Genomic DNA, 20,234 nt, shown 5'->3' with positions numbered 1-20,234 from the left:
GATGTCGCCCTATGCCCGCGCGTCCCGATTTCCGTCTCTACCATTCCAATGCGCTGGACGTGCTGGCCGGACTGCTCGCGCAGGAGCTGCGCACGCCGGCGCCCGGGCAGCCGTTGCTGGCGCCGGACACGATCCTGATCCCGCAGGTGGCGATGCGGCGCTGGTTGCAGGCGACCCTGGCGCAGGCGCACGGCATCGCCGCGAACCTGGAATTCCTGACCCCGGGCGAATTCGTCCAGCGCGCGCTCGACGCCAACGTGCCCGGCGGCGAGGACGACCTCGACGCCGCCGCGCTGCGCTGGCGGCTGTACGCGCAGCTGGCGCGGCCGGCGCAGTTGCGCGAGCCGGCATTGGCGCCGCTGCGCGGTTATCTGGACGGCGACGATCCGATCAAGGCCTGGTCGCTGTCGGGCGAACTCGCCGGCCTGTTCGAGAAATACCAGGCCTGGCGCCGCGACTGGCTGCTGGCCTGGGACGCCGGTCACGAGCGCGGCGACCCGCAGGCGGCGCTGTGGCGCAAGGTCGCCGGCGGCCGCCGCTACCGCGCGCGCCGCATCGACGACTACCTGCAGCGCTTCGGCGGCGACAGCGAACGCGACGACGCGCCGCGCGGCCTGCCGCCGCGGCTGTTCGCCTTCGCCACGCTGAACATCTCGCCCGACGTGTTGCGGGTGATCGCGACCCAGGCCCGCGCCGGCAGCCTGCATTTCTATCTGCCGACGCCGACGCGCAAGTACTGGGGCGACCTGGGCACTCTGGCCGAGCGCCTGCGCCAGGGCGAGCAGGCCGCGTTCGGCGAAGACGACAACCCGCTGCTGCAGGCCTGGGGCGCGGCCGGGCGCGATTTCATGGCGGTGCTCGGCGGCTACGAAGTGGTGCACCCGTCCGGCGAAATCGCCGCCTACGCCGATCCGGAAGACAGCCGCTACGACGACCCCGAGCGCGACAGCCTGCTGCAACGCCTGCAACGCGACCTGCTGCACCGGCGCGCGCTGCCGGCGCAGCCGTGGCGCGCGCAGCTCGACCGGCTCGACGCCAGCGTGCAGATCCACGCCTGCCATACGCGCTTGCGCGAGGTGCAGGTGCTGCACGACCAACTGCAAGGCCTGCTCGATCCGAACAGCGAACAAGGCCGCCGCTTCGACCCGCCGCTGCAACCGCGCGACATCGCCGTGCTCGCGCCCGACATCGATCCGTACGCGCCGCACATCGCCGCGGTGTTCGGCGGCCTCGCCGGGCGCCCGGGCTTCATCCCGTATGCGCTCGCCGACGTCAGCCCGCTCGCCGCCGAGCCCCTGGCCGAAGTGTTCCTGCGCCTGCTGGCCTTGCCGGTGTCGCGCTTCGGCCTCAGCGAAATCCTCGACCTGCTGGCGACTCCGGCGATCGCCGAACAGGCCGGCCTCGACGGCGACGGCCTGGAGCGCCTGCGCGTGTGGCTCGGCGAAGCCGGCGCGCGCTGGGGCATCGACGCCGCCCATCGCGGCCGCCACGACGCGCCCGGCGACGACGCCTACACCTGGGCGTTCGCGCTCGACCGCGTGCTGATCGGCCACGCCGCCGGCGACGGCGAAGACGGCGACGGCGCCTTGGTCGCCGGCGTCGCGCCGTACGCCGAACTCGAAGGCGCTGCGCTCGATGCGCTCGATGCGTTGATCCGCCTGTTGCGCGTGCTGGCCCGGTTCGAACGCGGCCTCGCCGCCGAGCTGACCCCGGCGCAATGGTGCGAACGCCTGCTCGGCCCGCTGCGCGCGCTGCTGCCCGAACGCCCGCGCGACAGCGGCGACCAGCGCACGCTGGAACGCCTGCGCACGCTGGTGGAAACCTTCGCCGGCGACGCCGCCGCGGCCGGCTTCGACGGCAGCGTCGCGCCGGAAGTGGTGCGCGCGCATTTCCGCGCCGCGCTGGCCGAGGCCGACACCCGCGCGCCGCTGCTGACCGGCGGGGTCAGCTTCGGCCGGATGGTGCCGATGCGTTTGATTCCGTTCCGCGCGATCTGCCTGCTCGGCATGAACGACGGCGATTACCCGCGCCGCGACCCGGCCGGCGGCCTCAACCGCCTCGCCGCCGAACTCGGCACCGGCGCGCGCCGCCGCGGCGACCGCTCGCTGCGCGACGACGACCGCTTCTTGTTCCTGCAATTGTTCGGCGCCGCGTCCGACGCGTTCTATCTGAGCTACCTGGGCGCCGACCCGCGCGACGGCAGCCAGCGCGAGCCGTCGCCGCTGGTGTCGGAACTGCTCGACGCGATCGCCCGCTACCACGCCGATCCGGCCCAGGTGCGCGCGCAGTTCGTGGTGCGCCAGCCGTTGCAGCCGTTCGCGCCGGCCGCGTTCGGCGGCGACGCCGGCGACGCGGCCGAACCGCGCCGCTTCAGTTACCGCAGCGAATGGCGTCCGGCCGCGGACGCCGGCGCGGGCCGGCGCGAAGATCTCGGCCCGTGGCTCGACGACCTGTTGCCGCCGCTGCAGCACGAAGACGGCGACCGCCACTTGAACTACCAGGACCTGCGCAGCTTCCTGCGCGATCCGCCGACCGCGTTCCTGCGCCAGCGCCTGGGCCTGCGCCTGCCCGAGGAAATCGAAACCGCCGAAGACGTCGAACCGCTGGTGCTGCCGGGGCGCGGTCTGTTCCGCCAACAATTGCAGCGCGCGGTGTTCGACGACCTGCTCGCCGGCGACGGCGCGGTCGACCGCGACCGCCTGCAGGCTTCGCTGCGCGCGCGCGCCTTGCTGCCGTCGGGGCCGCTGGGACGGCGCCAGCTCGACGCCTTGCTCGGTCAGGTGCGCCCCTATGCCGACGCGTTCGCGCGCTGGCGCGGCGGCGCGGCGCAGACGCTGCCGTTCGAACTGGAACTCGACGGGACGCGCTTGCTCGGACGGCTCGACGAGTTGTATCCGAGCGGGCTGGCGCGATTGCGCTTCGATACCTTGCATGGGCCGGCGCAGATCGCGCACGGCCTGGACTGGCTGGTGCTGTCGGCGCTCGGCGACGCGCGCCCGCTGGCGCAGTTCGCCCAAGCCAGCGACGGGCCCGGCCCGCACCTGCGCGCCGCGTTGCCGCCGCGGCAGGCGCGCGCCGCGCTGGCGGCGCTGCTGCGTCTGCGCGACTACGGCCTGCGCATGCCGCTGCCGTTCCTGCCGCGCGCGGGCTGGCTGTGGTACGAGGCGGCGATGCAGGACAAGGACGGTCGTGGACACTCTGGTTGGAGCCGGGCCGAAGCGCAATGGCACGGCGGCCCGCGCCATTGGGGCGAAGCCGGCCAACCCGGCGTGCGCCTCGCGCTGCGCGGGCGCGATCCGTTCGCCGATGCGGAACTGGGCGAGCAATTCCGCGGCATCGCCAAGCTGGTGTTCGATGCGGTGGTGCTGGGCCGCGACGAGGACGCCGCATGAGCGCCGGCGACGCGAACCCCACCGACCCGTTCCTGGCGCTGCCGCTCGACGGCCTGCGCCTGATCGAGGCCAGCGCCGGCACCGGCAAGACCTACACCCTGGCCACGCTGGTCGCGCGGCTGGTGATCGAACGCGGCCTCAGCGTCAGCCGCATCCTCGCGGTGACCTTCACCGACGCGGCGACCCAAGAGCTGCGCGAGCGCTTGCGCCGGCGTTTGCTGCTGGCCGCGCGCATCGCCGCGGACGATCCCGCGTTGCAGCCGGCCGACGACGATGCCGAGCGCGCGCTGACCCGCACGCTGGTGCGCGCGCAGGCCGAGCTCGAAGGCGAGGCCGCGCTGCGCGCGCGCCTGCAACGCGCCGCGCGCGAGATCGATCTGGCCGCGGTGGTCACCATTCACGGCTTCTGCGCGCGCGTGCTCGCCGAGCACGCGCTGGAAACCGGCCAGCCGTTCGACGCGCCCGAGCTGATCGGCAGCGAGCGCGAGCTGCACGACGAAATCGCCGTCGACCTGTGGCGCGCGTTCGGCAACGACGCCGGCGAAGCCGAACTGCTGGCGCTGCAATGGCCCGGCGGCCCGCCGTCGCTGGCCGCCGACCTCGGCGCGTTGCTGCGCACGCCGTTGCTGCTGCCGGCCGCGCCGGAAGCCGCGGACGATCCGCTGGACGAGTTGCAACAGGCCGGCGCGGCGTTGAGCGACGCCTTCGCGGCGCACGCCGACGAGGCCTTCGCCGCGCTCGACGCGGCCATCGCCGGCAAGGTACTCAACGGCAACAGCTACCGCGCCAACCTGCCGGGTGAGCTGTACGCACAGCTGCGCGCGTGGTGCGCCAACGGCGACTACGGCCAGCCGCTCGACGAACGCGTACAAAAGCTCGCGCCCGCCGCGTTGGCGTCGAAGGCCAACAAGGGCAAGGAAGCGCAAGTGCCGGCGTCGCCGTTGTTCGACGCGGTGGCGACGTATCTCGACACCGCGCAGCGGCGCGAGCAGTGGCTCGCGGCGCAGCGGCTCGCGTTGGCGCACCGCATCCGCGCGGCGGCGTCGCAACGGTTGGCCGAACTCAAGCGCGTGCGCCGGGTGCAGAGCTTCGACGATCTGATCGCCGATGTCGCCGCAGCGCTGGACGGCGCGCACGGCGAGGCCTTGGCGCAGCGTCTGCGCGAACAGTATGCGGTGGCCTTGGTCGACGAATTCCAGGACACCGACCCGCGCCAGTGGGCGATCTTCCGCCGCGTGTTCGGCGAGGCCGGGGCGGAAGGCAGCGCCTTGTTCCTGATCGGCGATCCCAAGCAGGCGATCTACGGGTTCCGCGGCGGCGACGTGCACACCTATCTGTCGGCCGCGGCGCAGGCCGAGCCGGCGCCGCCGCTGGACCACAATTTCCGCTCGCGGCCTTCGTTGCTGCAAGCGATCGCCGCGCTGTACGCGCAGGCCGGCGCGGCCGCGTTCGTCGATCCGCGCATCCGCTTCCGCGCGGTCGAAGCCGGCGGCGCGGTCGCCGACGACGATCTGCAGCGCGATGGCGCCGTGGCACCGGCGCTGGTGTTGCGCGCGCTGCCGCCGCCGGCCGACGGACGCAAGAAACCCGAGTGGAGTTCGCCCGAATCGCGCGAGCTGGCCGCGCGCGCCTGCGTCGCCGCGATCCACCGCTGGCTCGCCGATGCGCGCGCCGGCCGCGCCACGATCCAGGGCCGGCCGTTGCGCCCGGCCGACATAGCCGTGTTGGTGCGCAGCCACGACGAGGCCGCGCAGATCCAGCAAGCATTGACCGCCGCCGGCATCCCCGCGGTCGCCGCCGGCCGCCGCAGCCTGTTCGCGACCGAACAGGCGATGGAAGTGCTGACCCTGTTCGACGCCTTGCTGCACCCCGGCGACAGCGGCCGCCTGCGCGCGGCGCTGGCGACGGTGCTGGTCGGCCTGGACGGCGCGCAGGTGGCGCGCGTGGCCGCCGAGGAAACCGAACAGGCGCGCTGGCAAGCGCAGGCGCTGCACTGGCGCGAGCGCTGGCAGCGCCACGGCCCGCTGGCGCTGCTGGCCGAGCTGTGCGCGCAACAAGCGCCGCGATTGCTCGCGATCAGCGACGGCGAACGCCGTCTGACCAACCTGCTGCAACTGGCCGAGACCTTGCAGGAAGCCGACCGCCGAGCGCTCGGCCTGCACGGCCTGCGCGACTGGCTGCGCCTGCGCATCGCCGAGGCCGACGACAGCGACGAGAAACAACAACTGCGATTGGAATCGGACGCGCACCGGGTACAGATCCTGACCCTGCACAAGAGCAAGGGCCTGGAATTCGGCCTGGTGTTCCTGCCGTTCGTCGCGCTGGGCCGCGAACCGCGCCCCGGCCGCTGGTGCGAATACCCCGATCCCGACCTCGGCCGGGTCATGCAACTGCAAAGCGAGGTGTTCGACCCGAACGCGCCGGACTGGGACGCCGCGCGCGAGCGCGCCGCGCTGGAGAACCGCGCCGAGGACGCGCGTCTGCTCTACGTCGGCCTGACCCGCGCGCGCCACGCGCTGTGGATCGCCGCCGGGCCGCTGTACCAGGCGTCGCTGTCGCCGCTGCAGCCGATGCTGGCCGACCTCGACGCGCTGGCGCGCGAACCCGGCGTTGCGATCGACGCGGCGCCGATCGAGCCGCCGCCCGCGCCGCTGCCGCCCGCCGCCGCCGGCGCGGTGCCGCCGGCGCGCGAAGCCGTCGCCAAGGTCGCGCGCGACTGGTGGGTGTACAGCTTCACCCAGCTGACCAACGAGGACGCCGGTTTCGACCCCGCGGCGCAGGACGAACGCGGCGCCGAAGACGAACCGCAGACCGCCGTGGACGCCGCCATCGATTCCGCGCCGGCCGCGGCGCTGCCCGGCGATGCGCGCTTCGGCGGCAGCCGCTTCGGCAACGTCGTCCACAACGCGCTCGAACGCGTCGACTTCGGCGCCTGGCGCGACTGGCGCGCAGGCGATCCGCCGCCGCCGGGGCAGGCCGAGGTGCTGGCTTCGGCGATGGGCAAGGAGGGCTACACCGAAACCGAAATCGCCGACGGCATGGAGCTGCTCGGTTCGCTGGTCGGGCGCACCCTGGTCGCGCCGCTGCCCGAAGGCGCGCGCCTGTGCGACGTGCCAGAACCGGCGCGGCGCAGCGAAATGGAATTCCACTTCGCTCTCGACGCCGCGCCGATCGACGCGCTGCTGGCCGCGCTGCACGCGCACGGCCAGGTGCGCGAGCGCCGCGCGTTCGGCTCGCGCCGGCGCCTGGAAGGCTTGATGACCGGCAAGATCGACTTGGTGTATTCGCACGACGGCCGCTATTACGTGCTCGACTACAAGACCAACCGCCTGCCGGGGTTCGACGCCGCCCAGGTCGAACGCGCGATGGCCGAAAGCGAGTACGACCTGCAATCGCTGATCTACACCGTCGCCCTGCACCGCTGGCTGCGTTTCCGCCTCGGCGAGGCCTACGACTACGCGCGCGATTTCGGCGGCGTGCGCTATCTGTTCTGCCGCGGCCTCGATGCGGCCGATCCGCAGGCCGGTCTTTACGCGGCCAAGCCGCCGCAAGCCTTGATCGAAGCGCTCGACGCGGCGTTCGCCGGAGGCGCGCGATGAGCCTGCTCGACGCCCTGTTCCGCGACGGCGCGCTGCGCACCGTCGACCACGCGCTGGCGCAGGCGCTGCGCCGGCTCGACCGCGACACGCCCGATGCGGTGCTGGCCGGCGCGGCATTGGCTTCGCAGGCGATCGCGCGCGGCCATGCCGCGTTCGATCCGCGCAAGCCGCAGTGGCTCAGCGAAGCGGCGATCGAATGGCCCGAGCCGCAGGCGTGGCTGGCGCTGCTGGCGCAATCGCGCTGGGTCGCCACGCCGGGCGCCGACGAAGCCGCCGACGCGGCCGCGCCGTTGGTGCTCGAACGCGGCCTGCTGTACCTGCGCCGTTACCGCGAATACGAACGCCGCCTCGCCGCGGGCCTGCGCCGCTTGCAGGCGTTCGCGCCGCCGCCGGCCGACCTGGACGCGCTGGCGCCGCTGTTCGCGCAACTGTTTCCGCACGCGCGCGACGACGACCGCCAGGCCCGCGCCGCCGCGCTGGCGCTGCTGCAATCGCTGTTGCTCGCCACCGGCGGCCCCGGCACCGGCAAGACCACCACCATCGCGCGCGTGCTGGTGCTGCTGATCGCGCAGGCGCGCCTGGACGGCGTGGCGCCGCCGCGCATCGCCCTGGCCGCGCCGACCGGCCGCGCCGCCGAGCGCATGGCCGAAAGCCTGCGCGGCGCCGCCGAACGCTTGCGCGAGCTGCCGGACTTCGACGCCGCGTTGCTCGACGCCTTGCCGCAACAAGCCGGCACCCTGCACCGCCTGCTCGGCGTCGTGCCCGACCGTCCGCGCTTCCGCCACGACGCGCGCAATCCGCTGGCCTTCGACGTCGTCGTGGTCGACGAAGCCTCGATGGTCGACCTGCCGCTGATGTGCAAACTGGTCGAAGCCGTGCCCGACGGCGCGCGCCTGATCCTGCTCGGCGACCGCGACCAGCTGCCGTCGGTGGAAGCCGGCGACGTGCTCGCCGCGATCGTCGACGCCGCCGGCGACGACGACGGCCTGCCCGCCGAACAAGCCAGTGCGCTGCGTCCGCTGCTCGGCGACGCCGTGCCGGTGCAGACTGCGCCGACCCCGCTCAGCGCCAGCCGCGCACACCTGCGCCGCGGCTACCGCCAGACCGAAGACCTGCAACTGGCCCCGCTGGCCGACGCCGTGCGCGCCGGCGACGCCGACACCGCGCTGGCCCTGCTGCGCAGCGGCGAACTGCGCGGCGTGCATTTTCACGAAGACGTGCACGACCCGCTCGCCGGCAGCGGCCGCGAGCGCCTGCTGCCGGCGTGGCGCGCGATCGGCGACAGCGACGATCCCGCGCAAGCCCTGGCCCTGGCCGCGCGCCTGCGTCTGCTGACCGCGCTGCGCGACGGCGGCCAGGGCGCCGCTCCGCTCAACGCACGCATCGAAGAAGCACTGGCCGGAGCGCACCGTCCCGCCTACTTCCACGGCCGCCTGCTGCTGATCACCGAGAATAGCTATCGCCACGGCCTGTTCAACGGCGACATCGGCGTCTGCCTGCGCGCGCGCGACGGCGCCGGTCGCGACGACCCCACCGCCGGCACCGTCGCGTGGTTCGCCGGCGGCAGTCAGGGTCCTCGCCCCTTCCACCCCTCCGCACTGCCCGCGCACAGCGGCGCGTTCGCGATGACCGTGCACAAGTCGCAGGGGTCGGAGTTCGAGCGGGTGTGGTTGCAGCTGCCGCGGCAGGACGCGCGGCATCTATCGCGCGAACTGGTTTACACCGGGCTGACCCGCGCGCGCGGCGAGGTGCATCTGGCCGCGAGCGAGAACGTGCTGCGCGCGGCGTTGGCGCGGCATGCGGCGCGGGTGTCGGGGTTGGCTTGGCGGTTGGGGTGAGGGGGCGTGCCGATCAGTCGGTCGTTTCGGGTCAGTAAGCGGTGTATGCGGGCAATAGTTCGCTCATGGCTGCATCATCTGAGCAGCTAGATCTCCGCTCTCCTGCCAGATAACTGATTCGATATCTGCATGAAATTCGTCTGTCAGGACCTTGACACCAATCGCGGCTGAGATGGTCACTTGACGAGTCGTGGCGGAGAATCCTCGCTCAATATGATGGTGGTTCTATTGCAAGCACCGAGATTGACTGCGTTCTTTTCGAGGCGTTGGACGAACTCACCCTCCAGCTCGACATAACGCTTGTCATACCTCGATGTATCCATTGCCTCCGGAATCAACAAGCTTACGCAGTCGTCAGTGTAGTTTCCGCGGTCAAACGCCGCTTTGTTGTCCCATATGCCATAACGCTCAAAGCCTGAAGTCATCCACCCAAAGACTTTGACGCGTTGTCCGTGATGCTCGGACTTGGCGGCATTGAGAATGGACGGCGTCAGGGCGCCATCGGGCCTGATAGGAGCCGCCGTGCAAGATGAAAGTATCAAAGCCGCAAATACTGCCTGAGCAAATTTCATTCGTTCAGTCTCCGGACTCGTTGAAGGCGCGCTGGCGGCTATCGATTATGCTTTCGAAATGCTTGATTTCGGCTTGGTTAAAATAGCCGTTTATCGCTCGAACCTGTGTAACCCCGTTGACTACTTCCCACGCTGCCATGCGCCCATCGGTGGCCACCGCGACATTTGGCTTGCTGACATTGATGACTGCTTGAAGGTCTCCCGCACTTTTCTTGTCGTCCATCAGCTGGCTGCTGTCGGGGTGACCATGAATTGTCGCCTTTGCATTGGGAGGGAGGTCTCCACTGGCCTTAAAAGCCGAACTGGTTGTACTGGTCTTTACGTTCGCAACTAGCTCCGTCTTCAAAGTGCCATCCGGCTGCTCATTCAACGAACCGAGCTTTTCCTTTGTCTCGCCAGATTGAAGTTTGACGACATTCTTTCCTGCCTTGGCCGCGCTCTCTTGGTCGGAGGACAGCCGAATATTGACAAATCGAGTGGGGTGGACGCGCTCGGAATCTATGCAAGAACGCTTGCTGGATGTGACGGGGCATCTGCCATCGGGATCGTTGAACTTGAATGGATTGTTGAATCCGTAAGCGTATCGATTGAAGAAGCGATTTCCTCCACCGATAGCGGTCACGGGATCAACTGACATGAATCTGCCGAGCTCTGGGTCGAAATATCGCTGCTGCATGTAGGACAGGCCAGTCGCGGCGTCGTTGACATGCCCTGTGTAACCCGGACCATCCATAAGCTGGCGATTGACTAGCCGCCCGTATGGTTCGTATTCACTGCGCTCGATCACGTTCTGGTTCGCATCCGTGATCGCCACTGGCGTGCCCAAGGCATCGGTGTGGACGTACTCGATAACCGTTTGCGCCTGCGCGACGAATGCGGCAGCAGTCAACGTCGTGGCCGAGATCCAGTTCAGGATTTTCCTTTTCATGGGTTACTCCTCAGTCCATCGGCTCGGTGCGGCGGGTGGCCGGATAGGCCGGCGACGACCACGCCGAGCACCCGCCCGTACCGCACGCACGTACGGCATAGTTCAACGCGCAATACTGCCCACTCGACGCAGAGACGGCCTGCGTTGCGGACCCTCGGTACAACTGCGCGCCGTTGTCTGCCGACTGCAGTTCGTAGTTCTGCGTCTTCGCAGTAGTCGTCCAGCGCACGGTGCAGGTGTCGTTGACGACGCTCCCCTTCAGCGTGTTGCGCAGCCAATCGGCCAACGTGATGCTCGGCGTGGCCGGCGGCAGGTCGACGACGATGAAACGGACGTCGGAGTAAGGCCCGCATCCGGCCGGATTGCAGCCGCGCACGCGGTATCCGTAGCGGCCGTCTCCCAGGCCGCCCAGGATGGTGCCGTTGGCCGCGGCCTGATACAGCAGCTGCCAGGCTGCGCCCTCGCGGCTGCCTTCGAGCTGATATGCCGTCGCGGTCGGGACGACGGTCCAGGTCACTTCGAACGAGCCGGTATTGTTGCTCGCAGCCAGGCTCATCGACGGCACCGCGGTGGGCGGGCCGATCACGGTCACCTGGACTTCCGCCGAGGTCGCGCCGCAACCGGCTGCGTTGCAGGCACGGACGCGGTAGCCATAGGTTCCGCTGGCGCCGCCCACGATCGTGCGGCTGGTCGCATTGGCGTCCTGGATCAAGGCCCAGCCGCCGCCGAGGGCGTTCTGCTCCAGTTCGTACCGGCTCGTGCCGCCGACAGCGGTCCAGCTCACAGCGAAACTGCCCGCGTCGCTCTGCGCCGGTGCGGTCAAGGTCGGTGCCGAGCCCGGCGGATACAGAACAGAAACGTTGCTGGCAGCCGAGGTCGGTCCGCAACCTGCCGGGTTGCAGGCCTTCACCCGATAAGCGAAGACGCCGTAGGGTTTCGCCGAAAACGCCTGGCTCAGCGCAGAACCGCTGTATGCGGTGCTCCAGGCGCCACTTTTGAAGCTTTCCTCCAGCACGTAATCCGTAGCGCCGCCGGCTGCGGCCCAGCTGACGCTGTACTGTCCGTTTAATGCGGTCGCGGGAACGGTCAGCACCGGTGCCTCGGTCGGGGGGCGCTGCACTTGCACGTTCGCCTCGACGCTCCACAGGCCGCAACCGCCGGCGCCGTTGCAGGCGCGCACTCGGTAGCCATAGCTGCCGCTGCTGCGCCCCGAGAGTGTCCGACTACGTTCGGCGCCGTTGTACAAAGCCTGCCAGGCGCCGCCGTTCGTTCGCTCCTGCAACTCATAGCTGCCGGACGCGGTGACATTGCTCCAGCTGACGGTGTAGCTGGTTTGCGAGACGTAGCTGGGCGCAGCCACCACCGGTACATCGGGCGCAGTCGGCGACGTGGCCTTCGCCACGAGGCTGCCGTTCAAATGGAAGTAGGCGATGTCCTTCTCTTTGCGGAAGTCGCGTTGATAGCGCAGCACACCGTCCTGGCTGTACATCGAGACGATGCGGCCGAGCGTCGGGCTGGTGGACAGCACCCGCCGGCCGTGGCCGTCGTAGAGATACGATTCCGCGTCCTTCGCCTCACGCAGGCGGTTGCCGTAGTCGAAGCGGAACTGCTTTCCGTTCTTGTTGCGCAGGTTGCCTTGTTCGTCGTATTCCAGGCCGATCACGCCCGCGCCGTCCGGCGTCCTGACCAGTTCAAGCTGATTGGCGCCGTTGTAGTAGTAAACGTGCTGGCGTCCGGGAACCGTCGCGGTGCCGGCCACTTTGACCGTGCGCAGGTTGTCGAGCGCGTCGTAGCTGTAGGACGCGGCGCCGAACATGGTCGATGCCGTCGTGGTCAGGCGGTCGAGCCCGTCGTAGGTCATGCTGCGGTTGCCAGGCGCGCCCGCGCGGCCGTCGCTGATGGCCGCGACGTTGCCGTTGGCGTCGTAGTCGTAGCTGTCGTCGAGCACCGTGGCGGCGCCGGCGTCGCGGCTGCGCTCGGCCAGTCCGCGTGCGTTCTGGGTCAGGGTGTGGACGATGCCGTTGCCGTAGACGAACCGCGCCAGGCCGCCGTTGGCGAAATAGCTGACCTCGCTGGCATAGCTGCCCGCGCGCTTGGCCTGGCCCAGGCCGTTGGTGTCGTAGGCGACCTGCTGGCCGTTGGGATAGGTGTGCGAAGCGAGCTTGCCCTCGTTGGTGTAGTCCAGACCGAAGCCCCATTCGAAAGTGGAGAAGCTCATTTGCTCGGCGGTCGGCAGACGCAGTTTGTTGTACCAGTAGCGGTTCGTGACCGCCGGGTCCTGCCCGCCGTTCTGGGTCACGATCTCTTTAGGCAAGCCGTCGGGGTAGTAGGTCCAGGCCTGATTGCCGCGGCCATCCGGGAAGCTCAGGGCCTTGATGCGGTTGCGCGCGTCGTAGCTGCGGCCGATCGCGCGGCCGGACGCCAGCGCTTCGTCGCGGTTGCAGCTGTCGGTCGCCGGCAGCGCCAGGCCGGTCGCGGTCCAGGCGATGTTGTTCGCGGCGTCGTAACCGGTCGCGGTCGCGCCGGTTTCGGGTTCGATGCTTTTGCACAGCCGATGCTGGCCGTCGTAGACGTAGCTGCGGGTGAGCTGGACCGTTCCGTCCTGGTTGCTGCGGCGGATCGCCGTCGCGGCGCCGAGGATGTCGCGTGCGATGGTGGTCAGCGTGCCTTCGGGATGCGCGATGGACACTGGCGCGTCGATGCCGGGCTGATCGAAGGTCTGATACGCCGTGGTGGTCTGCTGTTGACGCGGATTGGTCAACCGCGTCTGGAAGCCGGATAAATACTCCGTGCGCGCACTCAGGCGGCCGAGCTCGCTGTCTTGCTGCAACAGCGAGACGCGCCCGAGGGCGTCGTAATCGGTGTAGGTTCCCTTGAGCGGTGTCGAGAAGACATTGGGGAATGCATCCGCATAGCCGAGCGGGTAGCTCGAAAACACCGTCCGGCCCTTGTCGTCGTAACGTTGGGCGCTGGCGCGCAAGGTACCCTGAAGATCGGCGCAGTCCCATTCGTGGGTCAGCACCGGCCGCCAGAAGCCGTCCAGGAACACGTTCTTGCAGTAGCGGCCGCCGATGGTCGTGGTATGCATCCAGTGGCCGGGCGGCAGGCCGTACTCGTCCATGTCGCGCCGGCTCAGGGTGATCTGGGTAGCGCTCCACGCGTTGCTGTCGCCGGACGGCGGCGTGACGGTCTTCAACCGACCCATCGGATCGTAGGCATAAGCGGTGGTGTAGCCGTTCTCGTCGGTCACCGAGGAAAGCCAGCCGTTATCGTCGACCACGGCCGAATCGCCGGTGAGGTCGGCGTACTGGATCGATTGCGGCAAGCCGCGCTTCCACGCGCTCAAGGCGGTGACGTTGCCGCCGCCGTCGGTGACCGTCGCCAGGGTTCCGTCGGCGTTGTAGCCGTAGCTTTCGACCAGCCGCCCGAATGCGTAGCGCTGCGAAGGACGGGCTTGCGCGTCGTACTCGGTGCGCGACACGATCCAGCCGGTGTTGGCGTTGTTTTCCTTCTTGACCTGGCCCAGCACCCACAAGGCGAGATCGTCGTGGTACTCCGTCGTCGTGGTGCGGCTGCCGTCGCTGGCGGTGCCGGACGACCATGCGGTCGTGTTCACCGGCCGCGCCAGCGCGTCGAATGCGTTGATCGCGCGGTTGAAGGTGGCGCCGTCTTGACGGGTGATCGCGCTCTTGAGCGGCCGGTTGGAGTTGGGCAGCTTGTCCGCGTACTCGTCGCCGTTGCTGCCCATCCAGTTTGGGAATGGCATCGCAGCGGCTTCGGCGTCGGTTACGTATGCGCTGTCGACCACGCGGTAGGCCGTGCCGGCTTTCTTGGTTTCGACCTTGAACAACTGGCCTTCGTTGATGTCGCGGTCGCGGCCGAAGGTGTGGATGTTCTGGGTGCCGTCGGGCTCGGTGACGGTAACGGTCTTGTAGTTGGGCGCAGGCGGCGCGTACTTGGCGTTCCAGCCGGCGCCGATGTCCCAGCGCGACTCGTCCTGGGTCTGATAGCCCTCACCAACGCCGTCGTAGCTGTAGGTATAAGCCTTCTCCGCTACGCCCGGCGCGCTGATGCGCTTCTCGGTGATCGACCACGTGTCGTGGAACGTGGAATAGCGATTGCGCGGGCTGTTGTCGTTGATGCCCGTTTCGCACAGGAACGGAACGTTGGTCCGCCCGTGCCGCATGGACTTGAATGTGTACTGCGCGACCGCGCCGGACGGATGGGTGATGCGCGCCCGGCTGGTGGTGTCCTTGAGGATCGCGCCCGGCGAGCAGGGAACGTTCTGCTTTGGGTAGGTCTGGTTGGTGTCAGGATTGAGCAGGTATTCGGCGACATCCAGGCGGAACGTGCCCAACTGGCCTGGACCTTCGTATTTCCATTCGGTGCCATCCGGGTTGCGGACGTTGCCGCCTTCTCCCGATGGATAGCTGAACGTCCAGGTCCGGCCGTTGGCGGTCGCCGAGAGGATGTTGGTCTGCACGTTCCCGGCGAACAGATACGGCGCCGGATCGGTGTACGTCATCGTGATCTCGCGCCCGTCGTTGGCGTAGATCCGCTTGGGATGATCCTGCTCCCACTCGTACTTCACCCAGTTGCCGAAGCGGTCTTCGATCTTGCTGACATAGAGCTTGAGCTTGTAGCGGTGCAGCAACGCATTGGCGACGTTGTATCCCCACGGATGGGTGATCGACGAATAGCGCCGATAGACGAGCCAGTCGAAGGTGTACTTGGTGCCGTCCGGTGCGTAGCCGATCAGGCCTTTGCCGGGGCCGTTCTGCACGCTGGGCAGCTCGGAAAAGTACCAGCCGTCCTTGGTCGCGAAGGTGTAGCTGACAGAGTTGTTCGGCTTCACCTGCTTAGGGTCGTTACCGATCTTGAGCAAGTCGCCGCCGCCGCCTCCGTTGATGGTGAGGCGGTTGCCGCTCCAGAACATCGAATAGTCGAAGTCGACATAGCCGTTGTTGACGTAAGAGGGGAACGCCACCCATCCCTTGGCCTCCGCGCTCTTGCTGTGATGCACCGCGCCGACGTAGGGAATATCCAGATCCCAGTTGCCGTTGAGCGGCCCGCCGGTGATGTCGTGCGGATCCAGGAAGATGCCGAGCGACACCGGCAACGCGCTGTTGCCCGGCAGCGAGATCAGGTCGTGGCTGAAGCGCACGGTGCCGTTGAACAGGTTCACCTTGTCGCCGAAGGCCTCGTCCGACAACGGCGAAACGTTCTCGGTGGCGCGTACGCGCTTGGCGTATTCGTTGGGCCAATCGGTGTTCTGCGCGCGGGCGGGGCTCAACGCGAGCGCCGTCAGCAAAAACAACGCCCAGGCCAAGCCGTATCGCAGCGCGTCGCTGCGAAGGAATCGCTTATTCATCGAATTCATGGAATCGTCCGTGGATCAGCCGTTGCGGCTGAAAGCTGCTCGTTTTCAGGGCGTCCGTGACCTGCCCCGCGGCGATCATTGCAGCAAGCCAAACCCTGATTCAAGTCGCATTTGTAACGGGACGTAATGCGCGTGATTCGATTCAGGCGTTGAAGCGGAAAAAAGCCGCGCACTATGCGCAAGCGCGACTCGCATGTAGACAAAAAATCCCCACCGCCTCGACCGCGAGACGATGGGGAGTCCACACAACGAACCTGTCCGGCGCGGCGCGCCGCAAGCCTTACGCCAACGCGGCGTCCTCGTCGCTCGGGGTGCCGTCGCGCTTGGTCTCGGCGTCGGCCTTCGCGGCGACGCGCGCCTTGCCGGGCCGCTTGCCGCCGTCGACCGCCTCGGCGATCGCTTCGATCGCTTCGACCACCGGCACCGCGATCGTGCGCGGTTCGCCGGCTTCCTTGGCCAGGCCGTGGGCGAGCGCGGCTTCGGCTTCTTCGGAGGCCTTGCGGAAGCGCTTGGCGTCGGGGCACAGCACCTGCATGTAGTCGGCGTCGAAGTTCAGGCGTTCGACCAGGAAGTCGACGAAGGCGCGGACCTTCGGCGATTGCACCTGGCCGCGCGGGAACACGGCGTTGAACTCGTACTCCGGACCGGTCCAACCGGCCAGCACGCGCTGCACGTAGCCTTGTTCGGCGAAAGCCTTGACGGTGACGTCGGCGGCCAGCATCAGCGCTTCGCCGCACAGCAGCGCGCCGCGCAGCGGGCCCGGGTCGTTGGCGACCATGACCGGGTCGATCACGTAGTCGACGGTGCGCTCGCCGTCGCTGAGCGCCCACACGTATTCGTTGTTGCTGCGCCGCGACTTGGGCATGGCCAGGGTGCGGTGGTGGCGCAGGTCGTCGGGGTGCAGCGGTTCGCCGTGGCGCGCCAGGTAGTTCGGGCTGGCGTAGATCTGGGTGCGGAACACCGCCAGCTTGCGCGCGATCAGGTTCGAATCCGGCAGCGCGCCGACGCGCAGGGCCACGTCGATGCCCTGGTCGATCATGTCGACGGTTTCGTTGCTGAGGTTCATCTCCACCCGCACCTCGGGATGGCGGGCGTGGAACTCGCCGAGCAAAGGCGCGATCCAGGTGATGCCGACCGAGTACGGCGCGGTGATGCGCAGCCAGCCGCGCGGGCCGCCCTGCAGCTGGCCGACCGCGCTTTCGGCTTCGTTCAACTCGCGCGCGATGCGCTGGCAGTGCTCGAAGTAGACGTTGCCGGCTTCGGTCAGGCCGAGCTTGCGCGTGGTGCGGTGCAGGAGCTGCGCGCCCAGGCGCGTTTCCAGTTCCTGGACTTTGCGGCTGACCGTGGTCTTGGGCAGGCGCAGCGCCTGCGCGGCGGCGATGAAGCTGCCGCTTTCGACCACCTTGACGAAGATCAGCGTGTCGTTGAGATCGTGAGCCACGGGGGTTGGACTCCTGGTTCGAAGGCTGGGAACACCACGCCGCAGACCGGGATCGGCAAGCGATTGTGTTCGAACGCGAGACGGATGGTGTAACGGTATGTACGTACAGCGATCAGCGGTGCATGCCAGGACCGGGCGCGTCGCGACGACGCGGGCGGAACGCGGCCTGCCGGTGCCGGACCGACGACTCCCTGGGTGTGACGCCCGCCGGCTCCTGCCGGCGCGGTGATAAGTGATGACGGCTGTCACCGGCGCGGATTGATCGCTTCCACTGCCGCCGTCCGCGGCGAACGCCGAAAGTGGCGCCGTCGTGCGATGCACCGCGGGCCGGCCCCCTTCCGCACAGTCGGGGTTGGGGCGGGTCCGCCGGCCTTCAAGGGGCCGGAACCGGGATTGGACCGTTGCCGGGACAATTATTCCCTGAATCCCGGGCTAATCAAGACCCGTTCCCATCTCTAACCTGTGCCGCACATCGTCACGAGGTCCCCCCGCCATGTTGACCCCCCGCCAAGCCAGGTACGCGTTTCTGCCCGTCATGTCGCTGGCCATGTCCGCGCTGATCGGCCTCGCCGTCGTCGTCTTCCGCCAGGGCCTGGCCCAGGGCGCCGAGGAAGCGTGGATGCTGGCCTGGGTGCTGGCCTTCACCATCGCCCTGCCCGCGGCCATGCTGCTGATGCCGGCCGTCGGCGCGCTGCTCGCGCACTACACCCAGGATGACAAGCGTCACGGGATCGTCCCGGTTGTGGGAGAGAAAGTCCCAGGGGCGGGACAATGAAAGCCCCTTTGGTTGTACTCGGTGCCACCGGCGGCGTCGGCCGCGGGGTCGTGCAGGCCGCGATCGACAGCGGCCGCCCGGTCATCGCGGTCGCGCGCCGGTCCAGCGAACTCAAGGCGCTCAAGGCCGGCTACCCCCAGGCCGACCTGACCGTCGTGACCGGTTCCGTCGCCAACGACGCGGCCGGCGCCAAGCTCGCGCGCGCCCTGCGCAAGCTCGGCCGCCCGCTCGCCGGCGTGGTCGCGGCGGTGTGCGGCAGCGCCGAGCGCGGCCGCCTGCTCGACAACCCGGCCGAGTTCCTGCGGCGCAAGCTCGACGAGGATCTTCTCCCCCACCTCGCCGCGGCGCGCCACCTGCTGCCGTTGCTGGCCGAACGCGACCGCGGCGGCACCTATGTGCTGATCGGCGGTCCCGGCAGCGAGCACCCCTGGGCCGGTTACGGCCACCGCTCGATCGGCGCCGCCGCGCTGCGCATGCTCGCGCGCGTGCTGCACGACGAAGCGCGCCAACAGGCGGTGCGGGTGCAGCTGCTGGCCGTCGACACGCCGGTGTGCACCGAGTTCAACCAACGCCATTCCTGCCCCGAATGGCCCAGTGCGCTGTCGGTCGGCCAGCGCGCGATGGCGCTGATCGATCACGACATCAGCGAGGAGCCGCCGCGTCCGATCGTGCCGTATGCGTTGCGCGCGCCGGCGCCGACCTTGTTGCCGCCGCGCGCGCGGCCGTCGCCGCCGCCGCCGGCTGCGATCCGGCTCCCCTCACCGCCCGCCAGCCGCGTCGACGACGCAACGCCAGCCCGCTCCGCCGCTCCGCCCGCCCCTCCCGCGCCGCTTCCTACCAGTCGCGACACCTTACCCAAGACGGTCCCGCTTCCCGCAGCCGCCGCCGCAACCGCGCAAGAACCGGACTGTGCGTCCGACGACAAGACCCAACGATGTCTGCTCGACGCGCGCGCCCTGCTGAAGTCGCTGACCGCACCGAATCCCAAACAGGAACCCACCCCACGATGAGCACCCGTCACTTCTCCGTCCGCTCCGGCAAGCCCGGAATCGGACTTTCCGTGCTCGCGTTGACCGCGAGCGTCGTCATCGCCCTGGCCGCCGTCGGCTGCGGCAGCCAGGCCGCTCCGCACGAAGGCGGCGCGCCGCCGCCGCCGGAAGTCAGCGTCGCCCAGGTCCTGAGCAAGCAGGTCCGGCAGTGGGACGAGTTCACCGGCCGGGTGTCGGCGGTGGAAACCGTCGAGCTGCGCCCGCGCGTGAGCGGCTACGTCGACCGCGTCGCCTACAAGGAAGGCCAGGAGGTCAAGAAAGGCGACCTGCTGTTCGTGATCGACCAGCGCCGCTACCGCGCCGAGCTCAACCGCGCCCAGGCCGAACTGGAACGCGCGCGCGCCGAAGCGCGCCTGGCCCAGACCCAGGACAAGCGCGCCCAGACCCTGGTCGAGGCCAAGGCGATCTCGCGCGAGGAGTTCGAGACCCGCCGCGCCGCCAGCACCGGCGGCGACGCCGCGGTGCGCGCGGCCGAAGCCGCGGTCGCCTCGGCCCAGCTCGACCTGACCTTCACCGAAGTGCGTTCGCCGATCAACGGCCGCGCCGGTCGGGCGATGGTCACCGTCGGCAACCTGGCCTCGGCCGACCAGACCCTGCTGACCACCCTGGTCTCGCAGAACCCGATGTACGTGTACTTCGAAGCCGACGAACAGACCTACCTGCGCTACAACGACCTGGCCCGCAAGGGCGAGCGTTCCGGCGACAAGAACCCGGTCAAGGTCGGCCTGGCCGGCGAAAACGGCTACCCGCATGCGGGCACGGTCGATTTCACCGACAACCAGCTCGACTCCAACACCGGCACCATCCGCGCCCGCGCCGTGGTCCCCAACGAAGACCGGGTGCTGACCCCGGGCCTGTTCGCGCGCGTGCAGCTGGAAGGCAGCGGCGAGTTCAAGGCCATGCTGGTCGACGACAAGGCCGTGCTGACCGACCAGGACCGCAAGTACGTCTACGTGCTCGGCGCCAAGAACGAGGCGGTGCGCAAGGACGTCAAGCTCGGCCGCATGATCGACGGGCTGCGCGTGGTCGAATCCGGGCTCGCGCCGACCGACAAGGTCATCGTCCACGGCGTGCAGAAGGTGTTCTTCCCGGGCATGCCGGTGCAGCCCAAGTCCATCGCGATGGGCGCGCCGGCGCCGGTGCCCGCCGCACCGGGCGCGGCGGCCGGGTCGAAGTGAGCCGGGCTTAGCAGCCACCACACGAACCGGTCGGATCTACCTGACGTCATCCCCGCGAAGGCGGGGATCCAGGGCTGTTCGG

General features: G+C 69.1%; 9 protein-coding genes and 1 pseudogene. 6 read left to right on the top strand and 4 right to left on the bottom strand.

The features are described from left to right. The first annotated feature begins 11 nt into the window (after window positions 1-11). From recC to recD, 3 genes are read left to right on the top strand one after another with little or no spacing between them, the layout of a single operon-like run. Window positions 12-3,392 carry an exodeoxyribonuclease V subunit gamma gene (gene recC / locus JHW38_RS16165; RefSeq protein ID WP_207522355.1) on the top strand — a complete coding sequence of 1,127 codons (3,381 nt, stop codon included), beginning with the start codon at window positions 12-14 and terminating at the stop codon, window positions 3,390-3,392. Next, window positions 3,389-6,991 carry an exodeoxyribonuclease V subunit beta gene (recB, locus tag JHW38_RS16160; protein ID WP_207522354.1) on the top strand — a complete coding sequence of 1,201 codons (3,603 nt, stop codon included), beginning with the start codon at window positions 3,389-3,391 and terminating at the stop codon, window positions 6,989-6,991. Before recC ends, recB begins: the two co-directional genes overlap by 4 nt. Next, a complete protein-coding gene (gene recD / locus JHW38_RS16155) occupies window positions 6,988-8,829 on the top strand; it encodes an exodeoxyribonuclease V subunit alpha (RefSeq protein WP_207522353.1) in 1,842 nt (613 codons plus the stop codon). Before recB ends, recD begins: the two co-directional genes overlap by 4 nt. A 176-nt stretch (window positions 8,830-9,005) precedes the next feature. On the opposite strand, the gene JHW38_RS16150 is transcribed toward recD, so the two are convergent. The 4 genes and pseudogenes from JHW38_RS16150 to JHW38_RS16135 form a co-directional block, all read right to left on the bottom strand. Further along, a complete protein-coding gene (locus JHW38_RS16150; RefSeq protein ID WP_207522352.1) occupies window positions 9,006-9,401 on the bottom strand; it encodes a hypothetical protein in 396 nt (131 codons plus the stop codon). A gap of 4 nt (window positions 9,402-9,405) precedes the next feature. Then, window positions 9,406-10,329, bottom strand: coding sequence for an RHS repeat domain-containing protein (locus JHW38_RS16145; RefSeq protein WP_207522351.1), 924 nt, complete (start codon window positions 10,327-10,329; stop codon window positions 9,406-9,408). 10 nt (window positions 10,330-10,339) lie between these two features. After that, the gene (locus JHW38_RS16140; RefSeq protein ID WP_207522350.1) at window positions 10,340-15,709 is read right to left on the bottom strand and encodes an RHS repeat protein; all 5,370 of its coding nucleotides are present in this window, start codon (window positions 15,707-15,709) and stop codon (window positions 10,340-10,342) included. Window positions 15,710-16,187: 478 nt separating this feature from the next. Then, window positions 16,188-17,150, bottom strand: a pseudogene (locus JHW38_RS16135) (LysR substrate-binding domain-containing protein); the annotation flags it as partial. Between the two features lie 493 nt (window positions 17,151-17,643). Here JHW38_RS16135 and JHW38_RS16130 point away from each other — a divergent pair. The 3 genes from JHW38_RS16130 to JHW38_RS16120 are packed head-to-tail and all read left to right on the top strand — an operon-like array spanning window position 17,644 to window position 20,152. After that, window positions 17,644-17,925, top strand: coding sequence for a DUF2798 domain-containing protein (locus JHW38_RS16130; RefSeq protein ID WP_207522348.1), 282 nt, complete (start codon window positions 17,644-17,646; stop codon window positions 17,923-17,925). Beyond that, a complete protein-coding gene (locus JHW38_RS16125) occupies window positions 17,922-18,935 on the top strand; it encodes an SDR family NAD(P)-dependent oxidoreductase (protein ID WP_207522347.1) in 1,014 nt (337 codons plus the stop codon). Before JHW38_RS16130 ends, JHW38_RS16125 begins: the two co-directional genes overlap by 4 nt. Beyond that, a complete protein-coding gene (locus tag JHW38_RS16120) occupies window positions 18,932-20,152 on the top strand; it encodes an efflux RND transporter periplasmic adaptor subunit (protein ID WP_207522346.1) in 1,221 nt (406 codons plus the stop codon). The genes JHW38_RS16125 and JHW38_RS16120 overlap by 4 nt, the downstream gene beginning before the upstream one ends. The last annotated feature ends 82 nt before the right edge of the window (window positions 20,153-20,234 follow it).

Origin of the sequence: Lysobacter enzymogenes, from assembly GCF_017355525.1 — a bacterium.
GTDB classification, from domain to species: Bacteria; Pseudomonadota; Gammaproteobacteria; order Xanthomonadales; family Xanthomonadaceae; genus Lysobacter; species Lysobacter enzymogenes_C.
This window is presented reverse-complemented; position numbering and strand designations above follow the sequence as displayed.